General features: G+C 62.7%; 21 protein-coding genes. 13 read left to right on the top strand and 8 right to left on the bottom strand.

From position 1 onward, the window contains the following. The first annotated feature begins 43 nt into the window (after positions 1 to 43). Entirely contained in the window at positions 44 to 2,179 is a 2,136-nt protein-coding gene (locus tag BLU48_RS13125) for a TonB-dependent siderophore receptor (RefSeq protein WP_057025307.1), read from the top strand. 662 nt (positions 2,180 to 2,841) lie between these two features. Then, complete coding sequence (locus BLU48_RS13115) at positions 2,842 to 3,159, top strand: hypothetical protein (protein WP_169718281.1); 318 nt, start codon at positions 2,842 to 2,844, stop codon at positions 3,157 to 3,159. 16 nt (positions 3,160 to 3,175) lie between these two features. Here BLU48_RS13115 and BLU48_RS13110 read toward each other — a convergent pair whose 3' ends face one another. Next, positions 3,176 to 3,898, bottom strand: a complete 723-nt coding sequence (locus BLU48_RS13110; RefSeq protein WP_034119145.1) for a FadR/GntR family transcriptional regulator — start codon at positions 3,896 to 3,898, stop codon at positions 3,176 to 3,178. Positions 3,899 to 3,946: 48 nt separating this feature from the next. After that, entirely contained in the window at positions 3,947 to 5,683 is a 1,737-nt protein-coding gene (locus tag BLU48_RS13105; RefSeq protein ID WP_057025306.1) for an IlvD/Edd family dehydratase, read from the bottom strand. A gap of 190 nt (positions 5,684 to 5,873) precedes the next feature. Between BLU48_RS13105 and BLU48_RS13100 the strand changes: the two genes are divergently transcribed. From BLU48_RS13100 to araH, 7 genes are read left to right on the top strand one after another with little or no spacing between them, the layout of a single operon-like run. Next, positions 5,874 to 7,196, top strand: coding sequence for an MFS transporter (locus tag BLU48_RS13100; RefSeq protein WP_046072158.1), 1,323 nt, complete (start codon positions 5,874 to 5,876; stop codon positions 7,194 to 7,196). 16 nt (positions 7,197 to 7,212) lie between these two features. Then, positions 7,213 to 8,205 carry an AraD1 family protein gene (gene araD1 / locus BLU48_RS13095; protein ID WP_057025305.1) on the top strand — a complete coding sequence of 331 codons (993 nt, stop codon included), beginning with the start codon at positions 7,213 to 7,215 and terminating at the stop codon, positions 8,203 to 8,205. A 10-nt stretch (positions 8,206 to 8,215) separates the two neighbouring features. After that, on the top strand, positions 8,216 to 9,796 hold the full coding sequence (locus tag BLU48_RS13090; protein ID WP_057025304.1) for an aldehyde dehydrogenase (NADP(+)): 1,581 nt from the start codon (positions 8,216 to 8,218) through the stop codon (positions 9,794 to 9,796). Between the two features lie 16 nt (positions 9,797 to 9,812). Next, positions 9,813 to 10,676, top strand: a complete 864-nt coding sequence (locus BLU48_RS13085) for an SMP-30/gluconolactonase/LRE family protein (protein ID WP_057025303.1) — start codon at positions 9,813 to 9,815, stop codon at positions 10,674 to 10,676. 37 nt (positions 10,677 to 10,713) lie between these two features. Further along, on the top strand, positions 10,714 to 11,700 hold the full coding sequence (locus BLU48_RS13080) for a substrate-binding domain-containing protein (RefSeq protein WP_083348199.1): 987 nt from the start codon (positions 10,714 to 10,716) through the stop codon (positions 11,698 to 11,700). Then, complete coding sequence (gene araG, locus BLU48_RS13075) at positions 11,697 to 13,199, top strand: L-arabinose ABC transporter ATP-binding protein AraG (RefSeq protein ID WP_057022675.1); 1,503 nt, start codon at positions 11,697 to 11,699, stop codon at positions 13,197 to 13,199. The genes BLU48_RS13080 and araG overlap by 4 nt, the downstream gene beginning before the upstream one ends. Positions 13,200 to 13,208: 9 nt before the next feature. Continuing rightward, positions 13,209 to 14,177, top strand: coding sequence for an L-arabinose ABC transporter permease AraH (araH, locus tag BLU48_RS13070; protein WP_057011311.1), 969 nt, complete (start codon positions 13,209 to 13,211; stop codon positions 14,175 to 14,177). Between the two features lie 129 nt (positions 14,178 to 14,306). On the opposite strand, the gene BLU48_RS13065 is transcribed toward araH, so the two are convergent. Then, complete coding sequence (locus tag BLU48_RS13065) at positions 14,307 to 15,455, bottom strand: aldose epimerase family protein (RefSeq protein ID WP_057022674.1); 1,149 nt, start codon at positions 15,453 to 15,455, stop codon at positions 14,307 to 14,309. Between the two features lie 139 nt (positions 15,456 to 15,594). Here BLU48_RS13065 and BLU48_RS13060 point away from each other — a divergent pair, with 139 nt between their 5' ends. Then, complete coding sequence (locus BLU48_RS13060; RefSeq protein WP_057022673.1) at positions 15,595 to 16,362, top strand: SDR family NAD(P)-dependent oxidoreductase; 768 nt, start codon at positions 15,595 to 15,597, stop codon at positions 16,360 to 16,362. Positions 16,363 to 16,497: 135 nt separating this feature from the next. Here BLU48_RS13060 and BLU48_RS13055 read toward each other — a convergent pair whose 3' ends face one another. Further along, positions 16,498 to 17,094, bottom strand: a complete 597-nt coding sequence (locus tag BLU48_RS13055) for a glutathione S-transferase family protein (protein ID WP_057022672.1) — start codon at positions 17,092 to 17,094, stop codon at positions 16,498 to 16,500. Positions 17,095 to 17,179: 85 nt separating this feature from the next. Beyond that, positions 17,180 to 18,166 carry an AraC family transcriptional regulator gene (locus tag BLU48_RS13050; RefSeq protein WP_057022702.1) on the bottom strand — a complete coding sequence of 329 codons (987 nt, stop codon included), beginning with the start codon at positions 18,164 to 18,166 and terminating at the stop codon, positions 17,180 to 17,182. A gap of 65 nt (positions 18,167 to 18,231) precedes the next feature. Between BLU48_RS13050 and BLU48_RS13045 the strand changes: the two genes are divergently transcribed. Together BLU48_RS13045 and yghU are read left to right on the top strand one after the other, a co-directional pair. Further along, complete coding sequence (locus BLU48_RS13045) at positions 18,232 to 19,458, top strand: MFS transporter (protein WP_057022671.1); 1,227 nt, start codon at positions 18,232 to 18,234, stop codon at positions 19,456 to 19,458. Positions 19,459 to 19,500: 42 nt separating this feature from the next. Then, on the top strand, positions 19,501 to 20,331 hold the full coding sequence (gene yghU, locus BLU48_RS13040) for a glutathione-dependent disulfide-bond oxidoreductase (protein WP_057022670.1): 831 nt from the start codon (positions 19,501 to 19,503) through the stop codon (positions 20,329 to 20,331). A 61-nt stretch (positions 20,332 to 20,392) separates the two neighbouring features. Here yghU and BLU48_RS13035 read toward each other — a convergent pair whose 3' ends face one another. Genes BLU48_RS13035 through BLU48_RS13025 form a run of 3 tightly spaced genes read right to left on the bottom strand, consistent with a single transcriptional unit; the run spans position 20,393 to position 23,134 of the window. Beyond that, positions 20,393 to 21,319, bottom strand: coding sequence for a sugar ABC transporter substrate-binding protein (locus tag BLU48_RS13035; RefSeq protein WP_057022669.1), 927 nt, complete (start codon positions 21,317 to 21,319; stop codon positions 20,393 to 20,395). Positions 21,320 to 21,338: 19 nt separating this feature from the next. Then, complete coding sequence (locus BLU48_RS13030) at positions 21,339 to 22,118, bottom strand: TIM barrel protein (protein WP_057022668.1); 780 nt, start codon at positions 22,116 to 22,118, stop codon at positions 21,339 to 21,341. Further along, positions 22,115 to 23,134, bottom strand: coding sequence for a Gfo/Idh/MocA family oxidoreductase (locus BLU48_RS13025; RefSeq protein WP_046072171.1), 1,020 nt, complete (start codon positions 23,132 to 23,134; stop codon positions 22,115 to 22,117). Before BLU48_RS13025 ends, BLU48_RS13030 begins: the two co-directional genes overlap by 4 nt. Before the next feature lie 183 nt (positions 23,135 to 23,317). Here BLU48_RS13025 and BLU48_RS13020 point away from each other — a divergent pair, with 183 nt between their 5' ends. Next, on the top strand, positions 23,318 to 25,279 hold the full coding sequence (locus BLU48_RS13020) for a sigma-54 interaction domain-containing protein (protein ID WP_057022667.1): 1,962 nt from the start codon (positions 23,318 to 23,320) through the stop codon (positions 25,277 to 25,279). The last annotated feature ends 256 nt before the right edge of the window (positions 25,280 to 25,535 follow it).

The following is a 25,535-nucleotide window of genomic DNA, read 5'->3' as shown; positions in this document are numbered from 1 at the left end:
AGGTTTGCCGTCCCATCTGGCTCTTTCACTAGGTTCAACATCCATGCGTCGTACCCTGATTTCCATTTGTGTGCTTCAGGCGTTTTCCCCCTTTGCGTGGTCAGAGGATGCCCCCGCTGAAACAGCCAGTATCGAGCTGCAGGCCACCAACGTGACTGCCACCGCAGACTTCGAGTCCGCCCAGGGGCCGGTGCAGGGTTACCGCGCCACACGATCAGCCAGTGCGACGCGCACCGACACCTCCATTCATGAAACCCCGCAATCCATCAGCGTTGTCTCCAAGGACGTGGTCGAGGACATCGGTGCGACGCGCCTGCAGGATGCCCTCGACTATGCCGGCGGTGTCGGTCGCGCCAACAACTTCGGCGGCCAGGGCCTGACCACCTTCACCGTGCGTGGCTTCACCACCGGTGAGTTCTACCGCAATGGTTTCCCGATCAACCGCGGCTACCCGAACATGCCGGATGCCAACACCATCGAACGCCTTGAGGTGTTGCGCGGCCCCGCAACCATGCTCTACGGCCGTGGCGACCCCGGTGGTACGTTCAACGTGGTGTCCAAGCAACCCTTGGCCGAACGCACCGTCACCCTGGGCAGCCAGTTGAATGACCAGGGCATGAAACGCGGCACCCTGGATGCCTCCGGCCCACTGGACGAAGAAGGCCGCCTGGCCTATCGCCTGAACGTGGTGGGTGAGGGCGGCGATACCTTCCGCGATCATGTCGAGACCGAGCGCTACGGCGTGGCCCCGGTGGTCACCTGGCAGGCCAGCGATGACACCAAGGTGACCTTCGAAGGCGACTTCATGCGCAACAACCACCCGTTGGACCGTGGCCTGACGCGCCTGCCCAACCAGCGCGGAACGCCCTCGCGCGATACGTTCTGGGGCGACAAGGACGCCGGCAAGCTGCACAACGACAACAACATGGCGCAGTTGCGTTTCGAGCATGCGCTCAACGACAACTGGACCCTGGGCGGTGGTTTCCAGTGGTTGGACGGCAGTTTGAAAGGCAACGCCATCGAAGCCAATGGGACGGGCAGCCTGGGCGCCGATGGCCGCACCCTGCAGCGCAACTTCAACTACCGCAAGCTGGAATGGACCGACAAGGATTACCAGCTAAACCTGACCGGGCACTTTTCCACGGGCGGCTTCGAGCACACCTTGCTCACTGGTATCGAGTACGAGGATTACGACTACAAGTCGATCATCCAGCGTTCCAGTGCGGTCCTGGGTACCTACCCGATCGACATTTTCAATCCGGTGTATGGCCAGGCCCGTCCGCCGCTGACGCGCACGCCGACCCACGACAAGGAGAACCTCAAGACCTATGCGGCGTTTGTCCAGGATCAGGTGGCGCTGACCGAGCGCTTGAAGGTCTTGGCAGGTGCGCGTTTCGAGCGTTTTGAACATGACTACGAAAGTTATGTGGCGGGAGTAAAACCGTGGACCGCCGCCGACAACGCCGTCACCCCGCGTGTGGGCGTGATCTACGACCTCACCGACACCGTCGCGGTCTATGCCGACGCCGCCCGTTCGTTCAAGCCCAATACCGGCGCCAGCCGTGAAGGCGGTGGTTTTGCACCGGAGAAAGGCAAGTCCTATGAGATCGGGGTCAAGTGGGAGGCGCTTGACCGTCAACTGAGTGTCGACGCGGCGATCTACCAGATCGAAAAGAAAAATGTGCTGGCCATCGACCCATTGGACGATACCCTGCGTGTTGCGACTGGTCAGGTGCGCAGTCGCGGATTTGACCTGAACGTGGCGGGCAACCTCACACCCGAGTGGCGTGTGATCGGCGGCTACGCCTACGTGGACGCCGAAGTGACCCGCGACACCACCTTGCGCGCCGGCACCCGCCTGATGAACATCCCGCGTAACAGCTTCAGCCTGCTCAACGTCTACGAGTTCCAGGACGGCGCGCTCAAGGGCCTGGGCCTGGGGGCCGGCGCCAAGTACGTCGACCAGCGTGCCGGCCAGACCGCCAACTCTGGCTTCTCGATGGACGCCTACACCGTGGTCGACCTGCTCGGCTACTACAAGGTCAACGAGCAGGTACGCCTGAACCTGGATGTGAAGAACCTGTTCAACCGCGAGTATGAGGAAGGGGCGTTCGGCAATATCTATGCCTACCCGGGTGCGCCGCGTACGGTGCAGGTTGGAATTTCCTACACCCTATAACGCGCTATACACAGGTCCAAAATGTGGGAGGGGGCTCGCCCCCGATGGCGGCCTGACAGCCGACCAGAATGTTGGATCGGACCGAGTACATATCCGTTATTTAGATTACGGCCACTATTGGTTCCGCTTTTACAGCGGGTCACTTTTGAAAAGAGCCCAAAAGTAACCAAAAGGCTCTTGCCCCACCACTCGGCACCTCGCCCAGGCTCGGTGTGCCCGTAATCCGACAGGGATTTGGGGGGCCGCCGCCACGCGCCATCCATGGCGCGGGGCGGCTAAACCGGCATCCCTGCCGGTTTACCCCCCAAATCCCTGTCGAATTACGGCCAGCGTGGTTTAACGGGGCGCCTAAAATCAAAAGCAGAGCAAGAGCAAGAGCAAGAGCAAGAGCAAGTCAGCACGGTCAGTTGTGTAGATACCTATGCCCCGATATAGGTATGTCAGCCAGGTATCTGGTGCTGATCCACCGCTATCGGGAGCAAGCGCCCTCCCACATTTGGGCTGCATGCGTCCAGGGGGCTTTCTGTCAGCCTGGAATGCATATCTCATGTGGGAGGGGGCTTGCTCCCGATAGCATTATTTCAACCAGCATATGCGGGGCTGATACATCGCCATCGGTGCCATTCGAATCGTTGCACCGCCCCTCCCACATTTGGATCTGCATGACTGTCAAGGTTGAAACCCTGAAGTCGGTGCGCAAGTTCGAAGACCTCAAGCGCTTCGAAAAAATGCAGGACACCTCCGATATCGTCCGCTCGATCAAACTCGGCGTGTCGCGCTTCAATATCCTCTTTGTCATTTTGCTGATCGGCGGGTTGACCTGGGCGGCGATCAATCTGCCCAAAGAAGCCCTGGCACTTATTTCCGCCGCTATCGGCGGGGCCATTACCCACTTGTTGTCCGAGCGCCAGGCGGTGCTGGCGCTGAAAAAAGACGGAGATAACACCTGCCCCAGAGCCAACGCCAATAATCAGGAATAGGTGCCACAGCGCCGGGTTACAACGGCGTCAGCACATTCATCACCGTATCCAGCGCCACCCGTGTGTCATCCAGTTGCACCAGCGAGGCGTGCCGCGCACCCAGGGCGTCGCGGTTCTGGATCGCGGTAAGGATCGCCTTGTGCCGGGGCAGGCTCAAACCCTGGATATCCGGACGGCGGTTGGTGATGTTGATCGACTCGCGCAACGGCAGTGAAAGCATGTTGCACATATAGGCGAGCAGGTCGTTGCGAGTGGCGTCGGCAATCGCGCGGTGGAAGTCCAGGTCGGCCTGCAACAGCTGTTCGTGGGTCTGCGCGGTTTCCATGCCCTGATAGGCTTGTTCGATGGTAGCGATGTCTTCATCGGTAGCGGTGGTCGCGGCCATGGCGGCGATTTCCGGCTCCAGGATACGACGCACCCCGGCCAGGGTGTTGAAGAACTCGCTGTGGGGTGTGGACTGCATCAACCAGGACAGCACGTCCGGGTCGAGCAGGTGCCATTTCAAGCGCGGCCGCACCACCGCGCCCACCCGCGGCTTGGAATACACCAGGCCCTTGGCGCTCAGCACCCGCGTCGCCTCGCGCAATACCGAGCGGCTGACCTGGTATTCCTCGCACAGCGTGGCTTCCATGGGCAACCGTTCTTCAGGCTTGAAGCGACCGGAAACGATGTGCATGCCCAAGTCCTGGACGATCTGGGCATGCTGGCTCTTGCGCGGCTTGGGCGGCTGGTGATCCATAACGACGGATAGGCTCTGGCTTAGATTCGCCGCATCATAGCATCCCAATTAGTGGGAATGCCGTGGGACTTCGGCGCCACGGCAACCCACCAGGAAGTCGAAATCACAGCCCTGGTCGGCCTGCAGTACATGGTCGATGTACAACTGGCGGTAGCCGCCGACGATCAGGTTCTGCGCCGGCTTGAGGTCGGCCATGCGTGCCGCCAGCTCGGCGTCGGGGATGTCCAGGTGCAGGCGGCCACTGGCACAATCGAGCTCGATCCAGTCGCCTTCCTGCACCGTGGCCAACGGCCCGCCGGCAGCGGCTTCCGGTGCCACATGCAAGACCACGGTGCCGTAGGCGGTGCCGCTCATGCGTGCATCGGAAATACGCACCATGTCGGTCACACCCTGGGCCAGCAGCTTGGCCGGCAAGCCCATGTTGCCGACTTCGGCCATGCCCGGGTAACCCTTGGGGCCGCAGTTCTTCATGACCAGGATCGAGTTGGCGTCCACGTCCAGGTCCGGGTCGTTGATGCGCGCCTTGTACATGTCGAAGTTCTCGAACACCACCGCACGGCCGCGATGCTGCATCAGCTCGGGACTGGCCGCCGATGGTTTGAGCACCGCACCCAGGGGCGCCAGGTTGCCGCGCAACACGCAGATGCCACCGTCGGCGCGGATCGGGTTGTCGAGGGTGCGGATCACTTCATCCTGGCCGTAGATCGGCGAATCCTTGGTGTTCTCGCCCAGGGACTTGCCGTTGACGGTCAAGGCATCGGGATGGGGGATCAGGTTGGCTTCACCGAGGCGCCGTAGCACCGCGGGCAAGCCACCTGCATAGTAGAACTCTTCCATCAGGAAGCGCCCGGACGGTTGCAGGTCGACGATGGTCGGCATGCCGCGGCCAATGCGGGTCCAGTCATCCAGGTCGAGTTCAACCCCGATGCGCCCGGCAATGGCTTTCAAGTGGATCACCGCGTTGGTCGAACCGCCGATGGCCGCGTTTACCCGGATCGCGTTTTCAAACGCTTCCTTGGTCAGGATCTTCGACAGCTTCAAGTCTTCGCGCACCATCTCCACCGCACGCATGCCCGACATATGCGCCAGCACATAACGCCGTGCATCCACCGCCGGGATCGCCGCGTTGTGGGGCAGGGACGTGCCCAGTGCCTCGGCCATGCAGGCCATGGTCGACGCCGTGCCCATGGTGTTGCAGGTGCCCGCCGAGCGTGACATGCCGCCTTCGGCCGCGAGGAAGTCATCCAGGGTGATGGTGCCGGCCTTGACCTGTTCGCTGAGCTGCCACACCACGGTGCCCGAACCGATGTCCTGGCCTTTGTGCTTGCCATTGAGCATCGGCCCGCCGGTGACCACGATGGCCGGCACATCGCAACTGGCCGCGCCCATCAGCAGCGCCGGGGTGGTCTTGTCGCAACCGGTCAGCAGCACCACGCCATCGATGGGGTTGCCGCGAATGGCTTCCTCCACATCCATGCTCGCCAGGTTGCGGGTGAGCATGGCGGTAGGGCGCAGGTTGGATTCACCGTTGGAAAACACCGGGAATTCCACCGGGAAGCCACCGGCCTCGATCACGCCGCGCTTGACGTGCTCGGCGATCTGGCGGAAGTGCGCGTTGCACGGGGTCAGCTCCGACCAGGTATTGCAGATGCCGATGATCGGCTTGCCATGAAACTGGTGGTCGGCAATGCCCTGGTTCTTCATCCAGCTGCGGTACATGAAGCCGTTCTTGTCGGCGGTACCAAACCACTGGGCGGAGCGTAGGCCGGGCTTTTTGTCAGGCATGATCGATTCTCTTATTGTATGACTATATGTTCTATGCGTGGTTAAACATAAGCGCAAAATCGAAGCTTTGGAAGTGTTGTTTTGTAAATAGTCCTACTATATAGTCGTTCTCAACTGAGGTATGACCCTGACGAATTTCGCGAGAGGCGTCCCCCGAGCTTCTATAAAAACAACAATCGGAGATCGACCCATGAGCCAGGAATTGCGGCTTATTCGGCGCATCACGCTGAAACTGATTCCCTTCCTGATCCTGCTGTATCTGATCGCCTACGTGGACCGTTCCGCCGTAGGGTTCGCCAAGCTGCACATGGGCGCCGACGTCGGCATCGGTGACGCCGCCTATGGCCTCGGTGCCGGGCTGTTCTTCATTGGCTACTTCCTGTTCGAAATCCCCAGCAACCTGATGCTCGACCGCTTCGGCGCGCGGCGCTGGTTTGCGCGCATCATGATCACCTGGGGCGCCATCACCATCGGCATGGCCTTCGTGCAAGGTCCGCACAGCTTCTATGTGATGCGCTTTTTGCTCGGCGCGGCGGAGGCGGGGTTCTTTCCTGGCGTGCTGTACTACATCACCCAATGGTTCCCGGTACGCCATCGCGGCAAGATCCTCGGGCTGTTCATTCTCTCCCAGCCCATCGCGATGATGATCACCGGGCCCGTGTCCGGCGGCCTGCTCGGCATGGACGGCATCCTTGGCCTGCACGGCTGGCAGTGGCTGTTTATCGTGATCGGCACCCCGGCGATCCTGCTGACCTGGCCGGTGCTGCGCTACCTGCCGGACGGCCCGAAACAGGTCAGCTGGATGAGCGAGCAAGAAAAGACCTGGCTCACCGGCGAGCTGGAAAAAGACCTGCAAGCCTACGGCCAGACCCGCCATGGCAACCCCTTGCATGCCCTCAAGGACAAGCGCGTGTTGCTGCTGGCGCTGTTCTATCTGCCGGTGACACTGAGCATCTACGGCCTGGGCCTGTGGCTGCCGACCCTGATCAAGCAGTTCGGCGGCAGCGACCTCACCACCGGCTTCATCTCCGCCGTGCCGTATATCTTCGGCATCATCGGCCTGTTGATCATCCCGCGCAGTTCCGACCGTTTGAATGATCGCTATGGCCATCTCGCGGTGCTGTATGTGCTCGGCGCCATCGGCCTGTTCTGCAGCGCCTGGCTGAGTGTGCCGGTGCTGCAGATGGCTGCGTTGTGCCTGGCGGCGTTCGCCATGTTTTCCTGCACCGCGGTGTTCTGGACCTTGCCGGGGCGCTTCTTTGCCGGGGCCAGCGCGGCAGCCGGTATCGCCTTGATCAACTCGGTGGGCAACCTCGGCGGCTACATCGGTCCGTTCGTGATCGGTGCGCTCAAGGAATACACCGGTAACCTGGCCTCGGGCCTGTATTTCTTATCCGGCGTGATGGTGTTCGGGCTGGTCTTGACCCTCGTGGTCTACCGCGTACTGGAGCGCAAGCACGTGCTGCCGGTCGACCAATTCGCCGCCAGCGCCCGTGGCGCCACACGTACTTAAATCCTGGAGAAAATGCATGCGTCTAGTTCAGTTCGAATTGGGTAACGGGGAGCGCCGCGTCGGCGTAGTGGAAGGCAACACTCTGCGCGAAGTGCAGGGCGCGCACAGCGTACGCGAGTTGGCGCTGGCCGCCATCAAGGCCGGCACCGGCCTTGCGCAACAGGTGCAGGGCCTGGGCCTGGGCGACAGCCATGACTACGCCGCGCTGCTGGCCGAGCTGAAAATCCTGCCGCCACTGGACCACCCGGACCCAGCCCATATGCTGATCAGCGGCACTGGCCTGACCCATCTGGGCAGCGCTTCGGCCCGCGACAAGATGCACCAGCAGGCCGGCGACGACAGCGCCATGACCGACACCATGCGTATCTTCAAGTGGGGCGTAGAGGGCGGCAAGCCCGCGGCCGGCCAGGCAGGCGTGCAGCCGGAGTGGTTCTACAAGGGCGACGGCAGCATTGTCGTACGCCCGGGCGCCGCCTTCCCGGTGCCACCGTTTGCCGAAGACGCTGGCGAAGAGCCGGAGATCGGCGGCCTCTATGTGATCGGCCACGACCGCAAACCCTATCGCCTGGGTTTTGCGGTGGGTAATGAGTTCTCCGACCATGTGATGGAACGCAAGAACTACCTGTACCTGGCCCATTCCAAGCTGCGCAGTTGCAGCTATGGCCCGGAACTGCGCGTGGGCGAGCTGCCCCAGCACCTGGCCGGCAGCAGCCGCATCCTGCGCAACGGCGAAGAAATCTGGCGGAACGAATTCCTCAGTGGCGAGGCCAATATGTGCCACAGCCTGGAAAACCTTGAGTATCACCACTTCAAATACAGCCAGTTCCTCAAGCCGGGGGATGTGCACATTCACTTCTTCGGCACCGCTACGCTGTCATTTGCCGACGGTATACGTACCCAGCCGGGCGACGTGTTCGAGATCAGCCAGGCCGAATTCGGCGCGCCGTTGATCAACGGTATCGGCAGCAGCGATGCGGCATTTGAACCCGGCCAAGTCACCCCCCTTTAAGGAGATCAACATGACCCAGTTCCTCGGCCACAACTACATCGGCGGCCAACGCAGCGCCAACGGCAACGTCAAGCTGCAAAGCGTCGATGCCACCAGCGGTGAAGCCTTGCCGCAGGATTTCTACCAGGCCACACCGCAAGAGGTCGATGCCGCCGCCAAGGCCGCCGCCGCTGCGTATCCGGCGTTCCGTGCGCTGAGTGCCGCGCGCCGTGCGCAGTTCCTGGACGCGATAGCCGACGAGCTGGATGCCCTGAGCGATAACTTCATCGATTTGGTCTGCCGCGAAACCGCGCTGCCCGCCGCCCGCATCAAAGGCGAGCGCGGGCGCACCAGCGGCCAGATGCGCCTGTTCGCCACGGTGCTGCGCCGTGGCGATTTCTACGGGGCGCGTATCGATAAAGCCTTGCCGGATCGCCAGCCGCTGCCACGCCCGGACCTGCGCCAATACCGTATCGGCCTGGGCCCGGTCGCCGTGTTTGGCGCGAGTAATTTCCCCCTGGCATTTTCCACGGCCGGTGGCGATACCGCCGCTGCGTTGGCCGCAGGCTGCCCAGTGGTGTTCAAGGCCCACAGCGGGCACATGGCGACGGCCGAGCAGGTGGCCGATGCGATCATTCGCGCAGCCGAGGCCACCGAGATGCCGGCGGGGGTATTCAACATGATCTTCGGCGGCGGCGTCGGCGAAGCCCTGGTCAAGCATCCGGCGATCCAGGCCGTGGGTTTCACCGGCTCGCTCAAGGGTGGCCGTGCCCTGTGCGATATGGCCGCGGCACGCCCGCAACCGATCCCGGTGTTCGCCGAGATGTCGAGCATCAACCCGGTGATCGTGCTGCCTCAGGCCCTGCAGGCTCGTGCCGAAAGCGTGGCCCGCGACCTGACCGCCTCGGTGGTGCAGGGCTGCGGCCAGTTCTGCACCAACCCCGGCCTGGTCATCGGTATCGCTTCGCCACAATTCACGGCGTTCACTCAACAGGTCGCGCAATTGATCGGCGCGCAACCGGCGCAGACCATGCTCAACGCCGGCACCTTGGGCAGCTATGGCAAGGGCCTGGAAAAACTCCTGTCCCACCCCGGCATCCAGCACCTGGCGGGTAACGCGCAATCGGGCAACCAGGCTCAACCGCAGCTGTTCAAGGCGGACGTACGGCTGTTGATCGACGGCGACGAAGTGCTGCAGGAAGAAGTGTTCGGCCCCACCACGGTGTTCGTCGAAGTTGCCGACCAGGCCCAGCTCAGCACCGCTTTGCAGGGGCTGCACGGGCAATTGACCGCCACCATCATTGGCGAACCGGCTGACCTGCAACAGTTCGCCGAACTCACGCCGCTGCTGGAGCAGAAAGTCGGACGCATCCTGCTCAACGGTTATCCCACTGGCGTCGAAGTCTGCGATTCGATGGTGCACGGCGGGCCGTATCCGGCAACGTCCGACGCCCGCGGCACGTCGGTGGGCACCCTGGCCATCGACCGCTTCCTGCGCCCGGTGTGCTTCCAGAATTACCCTGATAGCCTGCTGCCCGAGGCGTTGAAAAACGCCAACCCGTTGCGTATCCAGCGGCTGGTGGATGGCACGCCATCCCGCGATCCGCTGTAAGTCACCAGGAGGCTTCATGTCAGTGAATGCAGTGACCCCACACCGTGCCCGGTTGGGCGAAGGGCCGTTCTGGGACAGACCGACCCAGGCCCTGTATTGGGTGGATATCGCCGCCTGCCAGGCCCTGCGCCTGATGGGCGGCGAGTTGCAGGTCTGGCAATTGCCCGAGCATGTCTCGGCATTCATCCCCTGTGAAAGCGGCGATGCGCTGGTGACCTTGAGCAGCGGCGTGTATCGCCTGGACCTGACCACCGAAGCGCTGACCCTGCTGTGCGTCGCCGACCCGCAACCCGGCAACCGTGGCAATGAAGCGCGCTGCGATGCCCAGGGCCGGCTGTGGCTGGGCACCATGCAGAACAACATCGGTGAGCAAGGCGAGGACTTGCCCATCACCCGGCGTTCCGGCGGGTTGTTCCGCATCGATGCCGATGCCACGGTCACGCCGCTGCTCAGCGGCCTGGGCATTCCCAACACACTGCTCTGGAGTGAAGACGGTGGTCACGTGCACTTCGGCGACAGCATGGACGGCACGCTGTACCGGCATTCAATCCAGCCTGACGGCCAACTCGACCCCGCGCACCCGTGGTTCGGGCCCCACGAGCGGGGCGGGCCGGACGGTTCGGCCATGGACGCCGAGGGCTACATCTGGAATGCCCGTTGGGACGGCAGTTGCCTGCTGCGCCTGACGCCCCTGGGTGAGGTGGATCGCATCATCGAACTGCCCGTCAGCCGTCCCACCAGTTGCGTGTTCGGTGGGCCTGACCTGACCACGTTGTATATCACCAGCGCCGCGAGCCCCTTGGGTCACCCTTTGGACGGTGCGCTGTTGGCCATTGAGGTCGATGTGCCTGGCAAACCTTGTCACCGCTTCGCCGGTTAAACCCAAGACTCAAAAACAACAACAAGAGGTGTCGTTCATGAAAAAGACTCTACGCGTTCTGGCTGCCGCTGTTGCTTTAAGCAGCCTCAGCAGCATCGTATCGGCTGAAGAAGTCAAGATCGGTTTTTTGGTCAAGCAGGCCGAGGAGCCCTGGTTCCAGACGGAATGGGCCTTCGCCGAAAAAGCCGGCAAGGAACACGGCTTCACCGTGATCAAGATCGCCGTGCCCGACGGCGAGAAAACCCTCTCGGCCATCGACAGCCTGGCCGCCAACGGCGCCAAGGGCTTTGTGATCTGCCCGCCGGACGTGTCCCTGGGCCCGGCCATCGTCGCCAAGGCCAAGGTCAATGGCCTGAAAGTGATGGCCGTGGATGACCGCTTTGTCGATGCCAAGGGCAACTTCATGGAGGACGTGCCGTACCTGGGCATGGCCGCCTTCGAAGTGGGCCAGAAGCAGGGCGCCGCCATGGCCGCCGAGGCGAAGAAACGCGGTTGGGACTGGAAGGACACTTACGCGGTGATCAACACCTTCAACGAGCTCGATACCGGTAAAAAGCGCACTGACGGCTCGATCAAATCCCTGGAAGAAGCCGGCATCCCCAAGGATCACATCCTCACCGCTGCCCTCAAGACTCTTGACGTGCCTGGCAGCATGGACGCCACCAACTCGGCCCTGGTCAAGCTGCCCGGCGGCGCTAAAAACCTGATCATCGGCGGCATGAACGACAACACCGTGCTCGGCGGCGTGCGCGCCACTGAAAGCGCCGGCTTCAAGGCCGCCAACGTGATCGGCATCGGCATCAATGGCACCGACGCCATCGGCGAATTGAAGAAAGCCGACAGTGGTTTCTTCGGCTCCATGCTGCCGAGCCCGCATATCGAAGGCTATAACACCGCGCTGATGATGTACGAGTGGGTCACCAAAGGCACTGAACCACCGAAGTACACCGCCATGGACGAAGTCACCCTGATCACCCGCGAGAACTTCAAGGAAGAACTGACCAAGATCGGGCTGTGGAAATGACCGCTGCGGCCCTGCGTTTCGACGCGATCGGCAAAACCTTTCCCGGGGTCAAGGCGTTGGACGGCATCAGCTTCACCGCCCACCCGGGGCAGGTGCACGCCCTGATGGGCGAGAACGGTGCGGGCAAGTCGACGCTGCTGAAAATCCTCGGTGGCGCCTACATCCCCAGCAGCGGCAGCGTGCAGATCGGCGCGCAGGTCATGGCGTTTAAAAACGCTGCCGACAGCATCGCCAGCGGCGTCGCGGTGATCCACCAGGAACTGCACCTGGTGCCGGAAATGAGCGTCGCCGAGAACCTGTTCCTCGGGCACTTGCCGACGCGCCTGGGCGTGGTCAATCGCGGCCTGCTGCGCCAGCAGGCGCTGGCGTGCCTCAAGGGCCTGGCCGATGAGATCGACCCCGACGAGAAACTCGGGCGCCTGTCCCTGGGCCAGCGCCAACTGGTGGAAATCGCCAAGGCGCTGTCCCGTGGCGCCAACGTGATCGCCTTCGATGAACCCACCAGCAGCTTGTCGGCGCGGGAAATCGACCGGCTGATGGCGATCATTGCGCGCCTGCGTGACGAGGGCAAAGTGGTGCTCTACGTGTCGCACCGCATGGAAGAGGTGTTCCGTATCTGCGATGCGGTGACGGTGTTCAAGGACGGTCGCTATGTGCGCACCTTCGAAGACATGAGCAGCCTGACCCACGACCAGTTGGTGACCTGCATGGTCGGCCGCGATATCCAGGACATCTACGACTACCGCCCGCGGGAGCAGGGCGAGGTGGCGCTCAAGGTCGACGGCCTGCTCGGCCCGGGGCTGCGTGAGCCGATCAGTTTCCAGGTGCGCAAGGGCGAGATCCTCGGCCTGTTCGGGCTGGTGGGCGCGGGGCGCACCGAGCTGTTTCGTTTGCTCAGCGGCCTGGAGCGCGCCAGCGCCGGCAGCCTGGAGCTGTGCGGGCAAGCGCTGCAGTTGCGCTCACCGCGCGACGCCATCGCCGCCGGCGTGTTGCTGTGCCCGGAGGACCGCAAAAAGGAAGGCATCATCCCGCTGGCCAGCGTCGCCGAAAACATCAACATCAGTGCCCGCGCGGCGCATTCCACCTTTGGCTGGCTGTTGCGCGACGGCTGGGAGAAGGGCAACGCCGACCGGCAGATCCAGGCGATGCGGGTCAAAACCCCAAACGCCGCGCAGAAGATCCTGTACCTCTCCGGCGGCAACCAGCAGAAGGCCATTCTGGGCCGCTGGCTGTCGATGCCGATGAAAGTGCTGCTGCTGGACGAGCCCACCCGTGGCATCGATATCGGCGCCAAGTCAGAGATCTACCAGATCATCCATAACCTGGCGGCCAGCGGCATTGCGGTGATCGTGGTGTCCAGCGACCTGATGGAAGTGATGGGTATTTCCGACCGCATTCTGGTGCTGTGCGAAGGTGCCCTGCGTGGCGAACAACGGCGTGAACACGCCACTGAATCCAACCTGCTGCAACTGGCCTTGCCACGCGGCGTGGCGAACTGAGAGAAGACGATGACAACCCAACCCAACGCGTTGCCCTCGGCACGCAAACCCCTCGATATGCGCGCATTGCTCGACAACTGGGCGATGCTGTTGGCGGCAGTGGGCATCTTTGTGCTGTGCGCCTTGCTGATTGATAACTTCCTTTCGCCGCTGAACATGCGCGGCCTGGGCCTGGCGATTTCCACCGTCGGCATAGCCGCGTGCACCATGCTGTTCTGCCTGGCCTCGGGGCACTTCGACTTGTCGGTGGGCTCGGTGATTGCCTGCGCCGGGGTGGTGGCGGCGATTGTGATGCGCGATACCGACAGCGTGATGCTGGGCATTGGCGCGGCGTTGCTGATGGGCCTGATGGTGGGCCTGATCAATGGAATAGTGATCGCCAAGCTGCGGGTCAACGCCTTGATCACCACCTTGGCGACCATGCAGATCGTGCGCGGCCTGGCCTACATCTTTGCCGATGGCAAGGCTGTGGGGGTGTCCGAGGAGCAGTTCTTCGTCTTCGGCAACGGCCAACTGTTTGGCGTGCCGGTGCCGATCCTGATCACCATTGTCTGCTTCCTGTTCTTCGGCTGGCTGCTCAACTACACCACCTACGGGCGCAACACCATGGCCATCGGCGGCAACCCGGAAGCGGCGCTGCTGGCCGGGGTCAACGTGGACCGCACCAAGATCCTGATCTTCGCCGTCCATGGCCTGATCGGCGCGCTGGCCGGGGTGATCCTGGCCTCGCGCATGACCTCCGGCCAACCGATGATCGGCCAGGGCTTCGAGCTGACGGTGATCTCTGCGTGCGTACTGGGCGGGGTATCGCTGAGCGGCGGCATCGGCATGATCCGCCATGTGATCGCTGGGGTGCTGATCCTGGCGATCATCGAGAACGCGATGAACCTGAAGAACATCGACACGTTTTACCAGTACGTGATTCGCGGCTCGATCCTGCTGCTGGCTGTCGTGATCGATCGCATGAAACAACGCTAACCCGAGCCATACGAAGATCCAATGTGGGAGGGGCGGTGCGACGATTCGACTTGCTCCCGATGGCGGTGGGTCAGTTGATGCGTCTGTAACTGACCCACCGCCATCGGGAGCAAGCCCCCTCCCACAGTTTTAATCGGCGGAGAACTTGAAGAGGGTGTGTTGGGTATAGGTCTGCCCAGGGTTCAAGCGAGTTGAGGCAAAGCCTGGCTGGTTAGGCGCATCCGGGAAGTGCTGGGTCTCCAAGGTAAACCCGCTCCAGTGCTGATAGGTCTTGCCCGCCTTGCCCTTCACCGAGCCATCGAGGAAGTTGCTGGTATAGAACTGCACACCCGGTTCGCTGGTGTAGAGCTGCAAGCGCCGGCCGGACTCAGGGTCATGCACCTCGGCGGCGAGCTGCTTCACATCGCCCTTGGTGTCCAGCGCCCAGTTGAAATCGAAGCCACCCTGTTTCGGTTCGGCGAACTTGAGCTGCGGATGGTCCGCCTTGATGTGCTGGCCGATAGGCGTGGGCTTGAGGAAGTCCATCGGCGTGCCCTTGACGGGCGCCAATTCACCGGTGGGGATCAAGGTGGCGTTCACGGGGGTGTAGTGGCTGGCATGCAGGGTGGCGACCTGCTTGAGAATGTCGCCGTTACCCGCGCCGGCGAGGTTGAAGTAGCTGTGGTTGGTCAGGTTGAGCACCGTCGGTTTGTCGGTGGTGGCCTTGTAGTCGATATGCAGTTCGTTGTTGTCGTTCAGGCGGTAAGTGACTTCGGTCTTCAGGTTACCGGGGAAGCCCATTTCACCGTCCTTGGACAGGTAGGTGAGGGTGACGCCCACCGAGTCCTTGTCCTTGACCGGCTGGGCTTGCCATACCTGCTTGTCGAAGCCTTGGGCGCCGCCATGCAGGGAGTTGGGACCGTCGTTGAGCGGCACCTGGTAGCGTTTGCCGTCGAGTTCGAAGGCGCCGCCGGCCAGGCGGTTGCCGAAACGGCCGATGGTCGCGCCAAAAAATGCCGTGCCGGCCTGATAGCCCTGCACGTCATCGAAGCCCAGCACCACGTCGTCGACCTTGCCGTGTTTGTCCGGCACCTTCAACGACTGCAATACGCCGCCGTAGGTGATTACCGTGGCTTGCATGCCATGGCTGTTGCGCAATATGTACTGTTCGACGGCGGTGCCGTCATTGGTTTTGCCGAAGGGTTTGTGTTCGCTGGTCAGGCCGGCGGCCTGGGTGCCGCCGCTGGCGACCAGCATGGACAGCGCCAGACCGGACAGCAGGTAACGAGGGTGCTTCATGGTCGAACTTCCTTTTGTTGTTTTGGATGGAATAGTTCTACTAATTTGAGATATTTTGTCGTAATGACCCCGGATTTATAGCCTTTAACGGCGTGTTTGCAAAATAAAATAAGACTAATTAAGCAGAGCGATCACTGATATGACTACCCAGCAAGCGATTTATCCCGACCTCAAGGACAAAACCGTGCTGATTTCCGGCGGTGCCTCGGGGATTGGCGAGTTCATGGTGCGCGCCTTCGCCGCGCAAGGCGCCAAGGTGGGTTTCGTGGACCGTGCGCAAAGCCAGGGCGAACGCTTGGCCGCGCTGTTGAATTCCCAAGGGCTTACCGTGGAGTTCGAGTGCTGCGACATCACCGACGAAATTGGCTACCGCGCCGCCATCGGGCGCTTCGAGCAGTCGCTGGGGCCGATCACGGTGCTGGTGAACAATGCGGCCAATGACGTGCGCCACAGCCTGGAAGAAATCGACTCGCAAATGTTCGACCAGCTGATTGCGGTCAACCTCAAGCACGCCTTCTTCGCCGCCAAGGCGGTGGTGCCGATGATGAAAGAGGCCGGTGGTGGCTCGATCATCAACCTGGGATCGGTCGGCTGGATGATGGCCTCGGCCGGCTACCCGGTGTACGCCGCCAGCAAGGCCGCGGCCCACGGCATGACCCGCGGCCTGGCGCGGGAGCTGGGGCCCAGCCATATCCGCGTCAATACGCTGGTGCCGGGCTGGGTGATGACGGAAAAGCAACTGGCCATGTGGGTTGACGATGCGGCCAGGGAACTCATCGCCCGCAGCCAATGCCTGCCCGGCAGTGTGATGCCGGAACACATCGCCAATATGGCGTTGTTTTTGGCCTCGGACGCCTCGGCAATGTGCTCGGCGCAGAACTTCATCGTTGACGGCGGTTGGGTGTAGAAACGCGATTACCAAAACGACGAAGGTCGAGTGTGGGAGGGGGCTTGCTCCCGATCGCGGTGGATCAGCTACAGATGCATCAGCTGACCCGCCGCCATCGGGAGCAAGCCCCCTCCCACATTTGAACAGTGGTGTTTATGCGATGGGATAACGCTTGAACGCCGGGTGCTGTTCCAGGCGTTCAGCATGGCGCTTGAGGTTGGGGAACGCATCGGCCTTCACCACCGAGGCCACAGTGAACTGGCTGAACGACCAGGCGACCGCCGCCGTAATTGATGCCTGGGTCAGCGCTTCGCCGTTGTCCAGTTGCTTGTCCAGCAACGCATAAGCCGCCAGCAATTGCCGGCTGACCCGCTCTATCCACGGCGCATGCAGCTTTTCGGCTGGGCGCAGTTTGTGTTCATAGACGATCTGCACGCTCTTTTCACAGGCCGCGAGGGCCAACCCGAGCAGGTGCAGGTCGTGGGCGCGTGCCGCCGGTTGTTGGGGCAGCAGCTTCTTGTCAGCTGGCGCCAAGGTTTCGAGGTAGTCGAGGATCAGGCTCGAATCCATCAGCATTGTCCCGTCATCCAGCACCAGGGTGGGCGCCTTGACCACCGGGTTGACCTGGGAAAACTCCGCGAAGGTGCTGAACACCGACAGCGGCTCATGCACAAACTCCACCCCATACAAGTCCAGGGAAATCGCCACGCGGCGTACGTAGGGCGAGTCCAGCATTCCGACCAGTTTCATGCAGCCTCCATTGCTTTCGCGGTGTGATTGGCTGACGAGATTAAGGCTTCATGATCAAGGTGCGCAATGCTTGAAGGGGCAGTCGCTACATTGAACTGCGGGCCGCCCCGGGCGGTTGCCCGGTGATGCGCTTGAAGGCACGGCTGAACGCCGCCTGGGAGGTGTAGCCGAGGCGTTGCGCGACGGTTTCGATGGGCATGCGCTCCAGCGTCAGCCACTGGCTGGCCAGGCGCATGCGCAGTTCCGTGGCGTAGCGCAACGGCGGTATGCCGAGGATGGCCTGGAAGCGATCGGCAAATACCGAGCGCGAGGTATGGCACTGCGCTGCCAGTTCCGCCACGCTCCAGTCGCGGCCCGGCTGCTGGTGCAGGGCGAGGAGAGCGCGGGCCAGGCGTGGGTCGCGTAGCGCCGCCACCAGGCCCGAGGCGTTGCCGCAGGCACATTCGACCCAGCCGCGTACGATCATCGCCGCCACCACATCGGCCAGGCGCGCGAGGATGCCGGCAAAGCCGATCCGGGCCGTGGAGACTTCCCGTTCCATCACCGCCAGGATCGGCATCAGGCCGGGGTAACGCTGGCCCCCGGCATCGATCAGCATCAGCGTTGGCATCAGGTTGCCAAGCCCCTGGATGCTGCCGAGTTCGAACTCCATGCAGGCGCTGAACAGCAGAGTGCTGGGGGCGGTCTCGGGTGACGCATCCACGGCGCAGACGGCGTCTCCCAGCGGGGCGCTGTCGAAATCGCCGATGTCTTGCACATCGGTGCTTGCGTCGGATAACAGTGCATGCGCGCCGCCATGGGCGATGAACACCGCATTGCCCGCCGACAGTTCGAAAAGGTCGCCATCCTCGCCGCGCAAGGTCACGTGGCCGGCCGCGAGAAAGTGGAAATAGGCATGGCCGGGCTTGGCGCCAAAGCCCATGCCGAAGGTCGGCCCGGCCTGGATGCGCCGGTACTGCACACCGCGCAGGCGCATACCGCGCAACAGTTCATTGATCAGGTCGGAAGACAGGGTAAAAGCATCCGCGGCAGTCATGGTCGGGGTTTCGGTCAAAAACTCAAGGGTTTGCATCATAGATCATCCTGCCAGGCAAACCTAGACTTGTCGCCTTGCTAATGATTTGAGGATGACCTGTGATGAGTGAGTATGCAGCCCAAGCCCCTGCCGGGGTGGTGACGGAGCCGGCCTGGCTGGCGGTATTTTCTTTGGCAATGGGGGTGTTCGGTTTGCTGACGGCGGAATACCTGCCGGCCAGTTTGTTGACCCCCATGGCCTTGGACCTGGGTGTTTCGGAAGCGCTGGCCGGCCAGGCCGTGACGGTGACGGCGGTGGTGGCGTTGTTTGCCGGCTTGCTGGTGCCCGGCCTGACCCGAAGCATCGATCGGCGCGTGGTGCTGCTGGGGTTCTCCACGCTGATGATCGCCTCCAACCTGCTGGTGGCGCTGTCTTCCAGCCTGACCGTGCTGTTGTTGATGCGCATCCTGCTGGGCATCGCCCTGGGCGGCTTCTGGAGCATGGCGGCGGCGGTGGCCATGCGCCTGGTGCCGGCGGCATCCCTGCCACGTGCGCTGTCGATCATCTTCAGCGGGATTGCGGCGGGCACGGTGGTCGCCGTGCCGCTGGGCAGCTACTTGGGTGGCCTGTACGGCTGGCGCAGTGCGTTTATCGCGGCGGCTGCCGTGGGCGGTGTGACCCTGGCGTTCCAGGCGTTCACCCTGCCGCGCCTGGTGCCCAATGGCACCGCGCGCCTGCGCACCGTGCTGGAGGTGTTGCTGCGTCCGGGCATCGCCATGGGTATGTTCGGTTGCGTGCTGGTGCACACCGCGCATTTCGCATTGTTCACCTATATTCGCCCGTTCCTGGAAAGCACCACCGGCGTCGATACCCAAGGGCTGGCCCTGATGCTGCTGGGCTTCGGCGTGGCGAATTTCGTCGGCACCTTGCTCGCCGGTTGGCTACTGGTGCGCCACCCGCGTGGGACGTTGGTACTGATGCCGGTGCTGGTGGGCATTGCGGCGCTGGCCCTGGTCTGGCTGCCGGTGTCACTGCCGGGCCAGGCGTTGCTCCTGGCGCTGTGGGGCATGGCGTTCGGCGGCGTACCGGTGGCATGGTCCAATTGGGTCGCCCGTGCCGTGCCGGACCAGGCCGAAAGTGCCGGCGGCATGGTGGTCGCTTCGGTGCAGTCGGCGATTGCCGCAGGGGCTGCCGGTGGCGGGTTGATGTTCAGCGTCAGCGGCATTGGTGGGGTATTTGTGGGTGCGGGTGTATTGATGTTGCTCGCGGCCTTGCTTATCGCCCTGCGCGTACAGGTGCCTCGACAAGGCCGGGATGCCGGTGTGACGCACCACCCGTCTTTGGTTTAGTCTGGAACGCTTCGTTGATCACAATCCCTGAGGAGCAGTGGCATGGCTGACTATCTACCCCCAAAGGTCTGGACCTGGGACACCGAGAGCGGCGGCACCTTCGCCAGTATCAACCGGCCCATCGCCGGTGCTACCCACGATAAAGAGCTGCCGATCGGCAAGCATCCGCTGCAGCTGTATTCCCTGGCCACGCCCAACGGGCAGAAGGTCACGATCCTGCTTGAAGAGTTGCTGGCCCTCGGGCATACCGGCGCCGAATACGACGCCTGGCTGATCAAGATCGGCGACGGCGACCAGTTCGGCAGTGGCTTCGTGGCGGTGAACCCGAATTCGAAGATTCCGGCCCTGATGGACCGCAGCGGTGCAACGCCGATTCGGGTGTTCGAGTCCGGCGCGATCCTGCAGTACCTGGCCGAGAAATTCGGCGCGTTCTTGCCCAGCGAGCCCGCGGCCCGGGCTGAATGCCTGTCATGGTTGTTCTGGCAGATGGGTAGCGCGCCTTACCTGGGGGGTGGCTTCGGGCATTTCTATGCGTATGCGCCGAGCAAGATGGAGTACCCGATCAACCGCTTTGCCATGGAAGCCAAGCGTCAGCTGGACGTGCTGGACAAGCGCCTGGCGGTGAGCGAGTACATCGCCGGCGATGAGTACACCATTGCCGATATCGCCATCTGGCCCTGGTACGGTGGGCTGGTCAAGGGCCGCTTGTATGGCGACTCGGCGGAGTTTCTCTCGGTGCATGAATACAAGCACCTGCTGCGCTGGGCCGACGCAATTGACGCCCGGCCGGCGGTGCAGCGCGGGCGGCGGGTGAACAGGGTGTCGGGTGAGGAGCAGTTGCCCGAACGGCATGACGCGAGTGACCTGGACTGATTCAGAGCCAGTGTGGGAGGGGGCAAGCCCCCTCCCACATTTGGATCTCCTTAGCCTCGGTTTACTTGTAGCGCTGTTCGAATACTGCCACCTGTTCGGGCTTGATCAGTTCAAACGGCACCCACACTTCGGCTTCAATCGGTTCGCCCTTGATCATCTTGATCGCCGCTTGCACCGCCTGGGTCGCCTGGGCTTTGGGGTCCTGGAACACTGAGGCAGCAAGCAGTCCACGCTTGATCGCGGCCAGGCCATCGGGCAGGCCGTCGATGCCGACGATCGCAATCTCGCCCTTGGCCTTGCCCGCTTGCTGCAATGCCATGGCCGCACCGATTGCCATTTCATCGTTGTTGGCGACAATGGCATCGAACTGCGTGCCTGCCAGCAGCCAGTTGCTGGTCAGGTCCATGCCTTTGTTGCGTTGCCACTCGGCGCTTTGCTGCTCGACGATCTTGATACCGGGAAAGTCCTTGAGCACCTGCCTGGCGCCCTCGGTGCGGTCATGGGTGGCGTTCTGCGCGAGGTCACCCATGATGATCGCCACATTGCCCTGGCCGCCGAGTTTTTCCGCGAGGTAGCGCATCTGCAATTGCCCGGCCTCGATGTCGTTGGACGCCACGGTAACCACGCCCTTGGGCAACGTGCGTTCATCCGGGTGACGGTTGACGTACACCAGCGGAGTCTTGGCTGCCACGGCGGCGCGGGTGATGTTGGCAGTGGCAGCCGTGTCGACCGGCAGCACGATCACCGCATCGACTTTCTGGTTGAGAAAACCTTCGACCTGGTTGAGCTGGCGCACCACATCGCCCTGGGCGTCTTCGAACTGGATCTGCACGTCCTGCTGTTTCGCCGCGGCCTCCAGGCCGCTACGTACATAGGTCATGAAGTTATCGTCGACCCGGGCAATGCTCACGCCAATGCGGTACGCGGCGAAAGTCCATTGGCTGAACAGCAACAGCAGCGCGGCCACTAGCAATGAATAACGATGCATGAGGGTGTTCCTTTTATTGTTATAGGGTGAATGCCTGGCGGAAGCGCTCCAGGGCCAATTCGCTGGTGCCGCTGGCCCAGCCCTCCAGGCCTACCACGCCGGTGTAGCCCATGGCGTACAGCGCACGGGCAATCGCCGGGTAGTGGATTTCGCCAGTGCCGGGCTCCTTGCGCCCGGGCACGTCGGCCACCTGGATTTCACCAATGGCGCTGCCGGCGCGCTGGATCAATTCGATCAGGTTGCCTTCGCCGATCTGCGCGTGGTAAAGGTCCAGGTTCATCTTCAGGTGCGGGCTGCCCACGGCTTCGATTAGCGCCAGGGTCTCGTCGGCGCGGGCGAAGGGCGTGCCGGGGTGATCGACGGCGGTGTTGAGGTTTTCCAGCAGGAACACACGGCCGGCGTCTTCCCCCAGGCGTGCGATTTTTTCCAGGGTCTTGCAGGCGCTCAGCCACATGCGCCCCGAGGTCTGGCTGACCGGCTGTATCGGCAGGCCGCCGTCGCCCAGGCCTGTGCCGTGCAGGTTGAGGCTGGGGCAATTGAGGCGCTCGGCGATGCCCAAAGATTCGCGGGCGCTGTCGAGCAGTTGGCGGCTGCCTTCGGGGTCGGTGAGGGTGCCGCTGATGTAGCCGGTCATCGAGGTGAAGTCCGCGCCGGTCGCGGCCAGGGCGTCGATGTCCTTGTCGGTCCAGCTCCAGATTTCGGCGCTGAACCCCAGGGCGTGGATACGTTTGACCCGTTCGATGAAGGGCAGGTCGAGGAACACCATCTCGGCGCTGACGGCTAATTTGAACGGCATCATGGCCGCGCCCCTTGCACGGCCACAGACTTGCCGGTTTCGTACGACTCGATGCAAGCGCGCGCAATCGCCAGGGCCGCGCGCGCATCCTCACCGCTGGCCAGGGGCTTGGCGCCGCTGCGCAGGCAGTCGACAAAGTGGTTGAGTTCGGCAATGTAGGCGTCGCGCAGCAGGTCAGTGTCCATTCGTTGGGTGTCGGCCTGGATGCCCTCGGCCAGGTAGCGCACCAGGTCGCAGTCATTGAGGCTGCCCATGCTCAGCATGCCTTGGCTGCCGAACACTTCACCGCGCACATCGTAGCCATACACCGCCTGGAAGTTGGCCTCGGCGGTGGCGATGGCGCCGTTGTCGAAGCGGATCGTGACCACGGCGGTGTCGAGCAAGCCTTGGCTTTTGTACGCTGGGGCGATCAGCGCGTCGGCCATCACATATACCTGCACCGCTTCGGCGCCGGGGTTGAGGTAGCGCAGCGTGTCGAAGTCGTGGATCAGGGTCTCCAGGAAGATCACCCATTGTGGTGAAGCGGCTGGGTTGTTCAGCGCCGGGTCGCGGGTCAACGAGCGCAGTAACTGCGGCGTGCCGATGCGGCCGGCGGCGACATCGAGGTGGGCGGTACGGAAGCTCTTGGCGAAACGCCGATTGAAACCGACCTGCAACGGCACGCGGGCGTCGGCGGCAGCGGCGATGGCGCGATCGGCTTCATCCAGGGTGATCGCCATGGGTTTTTCGCAAAAGATACCTTTGCCGGCGCGGGCGGCGCTGATCACCAGTTCGGCGTGGCTGCGGGCGGGGGCGGCAATGAGTACGCCGTCGATCTCCGGGTCGTCCAACAGCTGTTGCGGGTCGGTGTAGACCTTGTCCACCCCCAGCTCTGCTGCCAGGCGTGCGGCCTGGCCTGGGGTAGGATCGGCGATGGCGGCGAGGCAGGCACCGGGGATGTGGCGCGCCGCCGTAAGGCCGTGGAAGCTGCCCATGCGACCGGCACCGATCAAGCCCAGGCGGATATTCTGTGTACTCATGAAGTGACCCCTTTTTATTGTTGGCCGCAGGACAGTCCTGGCTGGCATAGGGGTAGGAGCAAGGGTTATGCCAATTCATAACTCACTGATTGGTAATGGTTTATAAAATAGATTAAACAAAATATGTTCATTTGGATGACATGCCTATACTTACATGTCAAAAACATGAACATGGATACCTCGATGACTCTGACGTTCAGCGGGCAAGACCTCGATTACCTCACGGCCTTGGGGCCGGCTGCGTTGAATGACGGACCCGTCGCTGCGTTGGAGCAGGGCTGGCGAGCGTGTCTGTCCGGCCAGGTCGAACGCCCGGCCGAGGTGCGTCAGGTCATCTGGGATTCGTGGAGGCGCAGTATCGAGGCGGGGATCGATCCCGATGACAGCCACTACCGTTTCGTTGCCGCCCAAGCGCTGGCGGCAACCCTGGCCAATCACCGCGTACTGATCGCGGCCGCCGCGCAAGTCATGCACGGCTTGCTGGCCTATAACCCGCGCGGCCATATCAACCTTACCGATGCGGAGGGCACCACCCTGTATTTCTGCGGGCTGGACATCACTCCCGTGGGCAGTCGCCTGCTGGAATCGGTACAGGGCACCAACTGCACCGGGCTGGCGCTGGCCGAAGATCGCCTGATGTACGTGTTGGCCGAGGAGAACTTCGCCGGCGCTCTGCGCCAGCGCCGCATGCACTGCGCCGCTGCGCCGATCAAGGATGCCCAGGGCCTGACATTGGCCATGCTCACGCTGACCGCCGAGCCCGGCTGGTTTCATTTCCATACCCTGGGCACCGTCCAGGCGGCAGCCGAAGCGGTGTCGCGGCAGATGGCGCTGCAGGTGTTGCTGGAGGAACAGCAAGCGGTGCTCGAAGTGCTGAACGAAGGCTTGGTGGTGCTGGATGAGCGCGGCTGCATCAAGGCGCTCAACCGTTATGCGCGGCAGTTGTTCGGGGTGGGGCTGGAGCTGATCGGCAGTCCGTTCCAGCGCCTGGGGCGCAGTGAGTTGAGCGACGCGCTGGGTGAGCCGGTGCGTGACCTCGATTGTACCTTTGAGCTGCACGACCGCAGCCAGCTCGCCTGCCTGGTCTCGGTATGCCCGCTGGAGCAGGGCGGGGTGATCGTGTCGGTGCGCGAAAACCGCCGCATCCGCGAAATCACCCGGCGCCTTATCGGCACCCAGGCTCGCTACACCTTCGACACCATCCAGGGCTCCTCGCGGGCGATCCAGGACGCGCTGCACCTGGGGCGCATTGCCAGTCGCGGCGACGCCACCACCTTGATCCTCGGCGAAAGCGGCACCGGCAAGGAGCTGTTTGCCCAGGCCATTCATAACGCCAGCGAGCGTTGCAACGGCCCGTTCGTGGCGGTCAACTGCGGCGCCATCCCTCGGGACCTGGTGCAGAGCGAACTGTTTGGGCATGTCGAAGGCGCTTTCACCGGCTCGGCACGGGGTGGGTCGGCGGGCAAGTTTGAATTGGCCGATGGCGGCACCATCTTCCTGGATGAAATTGGCGACATGTCCTTCGATGCCCAGGTCAGCCTGCTACGGGTGTTGCAGGAGGGGGAAGTGACCCGCGTGGGCGCGAAAAATTCGCGGCCAGTGGACGTGCGCATCATCGCCGCCACCCATCGCAACTTGAGCCAGGCAGTGGCCGAAGGCGCGTTTCGTGAGGATCTTTACTACCGCCTCAATGTGTTGAACCTCACCGTGCCGCCGTTGCGAATGCGCCGCGAGGATATCCCGCTGTTGGCACGGCATTTCCTGCAGCGCTGTGCGCGTTCGTTGCGTAAGCCAGTGCAGGGTTTCTCGCCGGAGGCGTTGGCGCTGCTGTCGGCCCATGGCTGGCCGGGCAATGTGCGTGAACTGGAAAACGCCATTGAACGGGCGACCAACCTGGCGATGGGTGAGCTGATCCAGCCGGCTGATTTGCCGCTGGAAACCCAGCAACGGGCGACGCTGCGCCTTTACCAACCTCAGCCCGCGCAGGATCTGAGCAGCCATGAACTGCACGCTATCGTCGCTGCGCTGAAAAACACGGGCGGCAATATTCGCCTGGCGGCCCAGCAACTCAACGTGTCGCGGGGCGGGCTGTACAACAAGATGAGTCGGTTTGGCTTGAATGCAGGGGATTTTCGCGGCCGGTGAAGGATTGCCCGTGTGCAGATTAAATGTGGGAGGGGGCTTGCCCCCGATGGCGGCCTGACAGCCGACCGCTAACTAACGGATGCACCGCGATCCAAATGTGGGAGGGGGCTTGCTCCCGATGGCGGCCTGACAGACGACCAGGATGTTGGATCAGACCGAGTACATATCCATTACTGCGGTAACGGCCACTTAAGGTTCCGCTCTTACAGCGGCTCACTTTTGGAAGGACCCAAAAGTAAGCAAAAGGTCCTCGCCC

It is taken from the genome of Pseudomonas synxantha, assembly GCF_900105675.1.
Classification (GTDB): domain Bacteria; phylum Pseudomonadota; class Gammaproteobacteria; order Pseudomonadales; family Pseudomonadaceae; genus Aquipseudomonas; species Aquipseudomonas synxantha.
The sequence above is the reverse complement of the archived record's forward strand: the minus strand, read 5'-3'. Positions and strand labels throughout refer to the sequence as shown.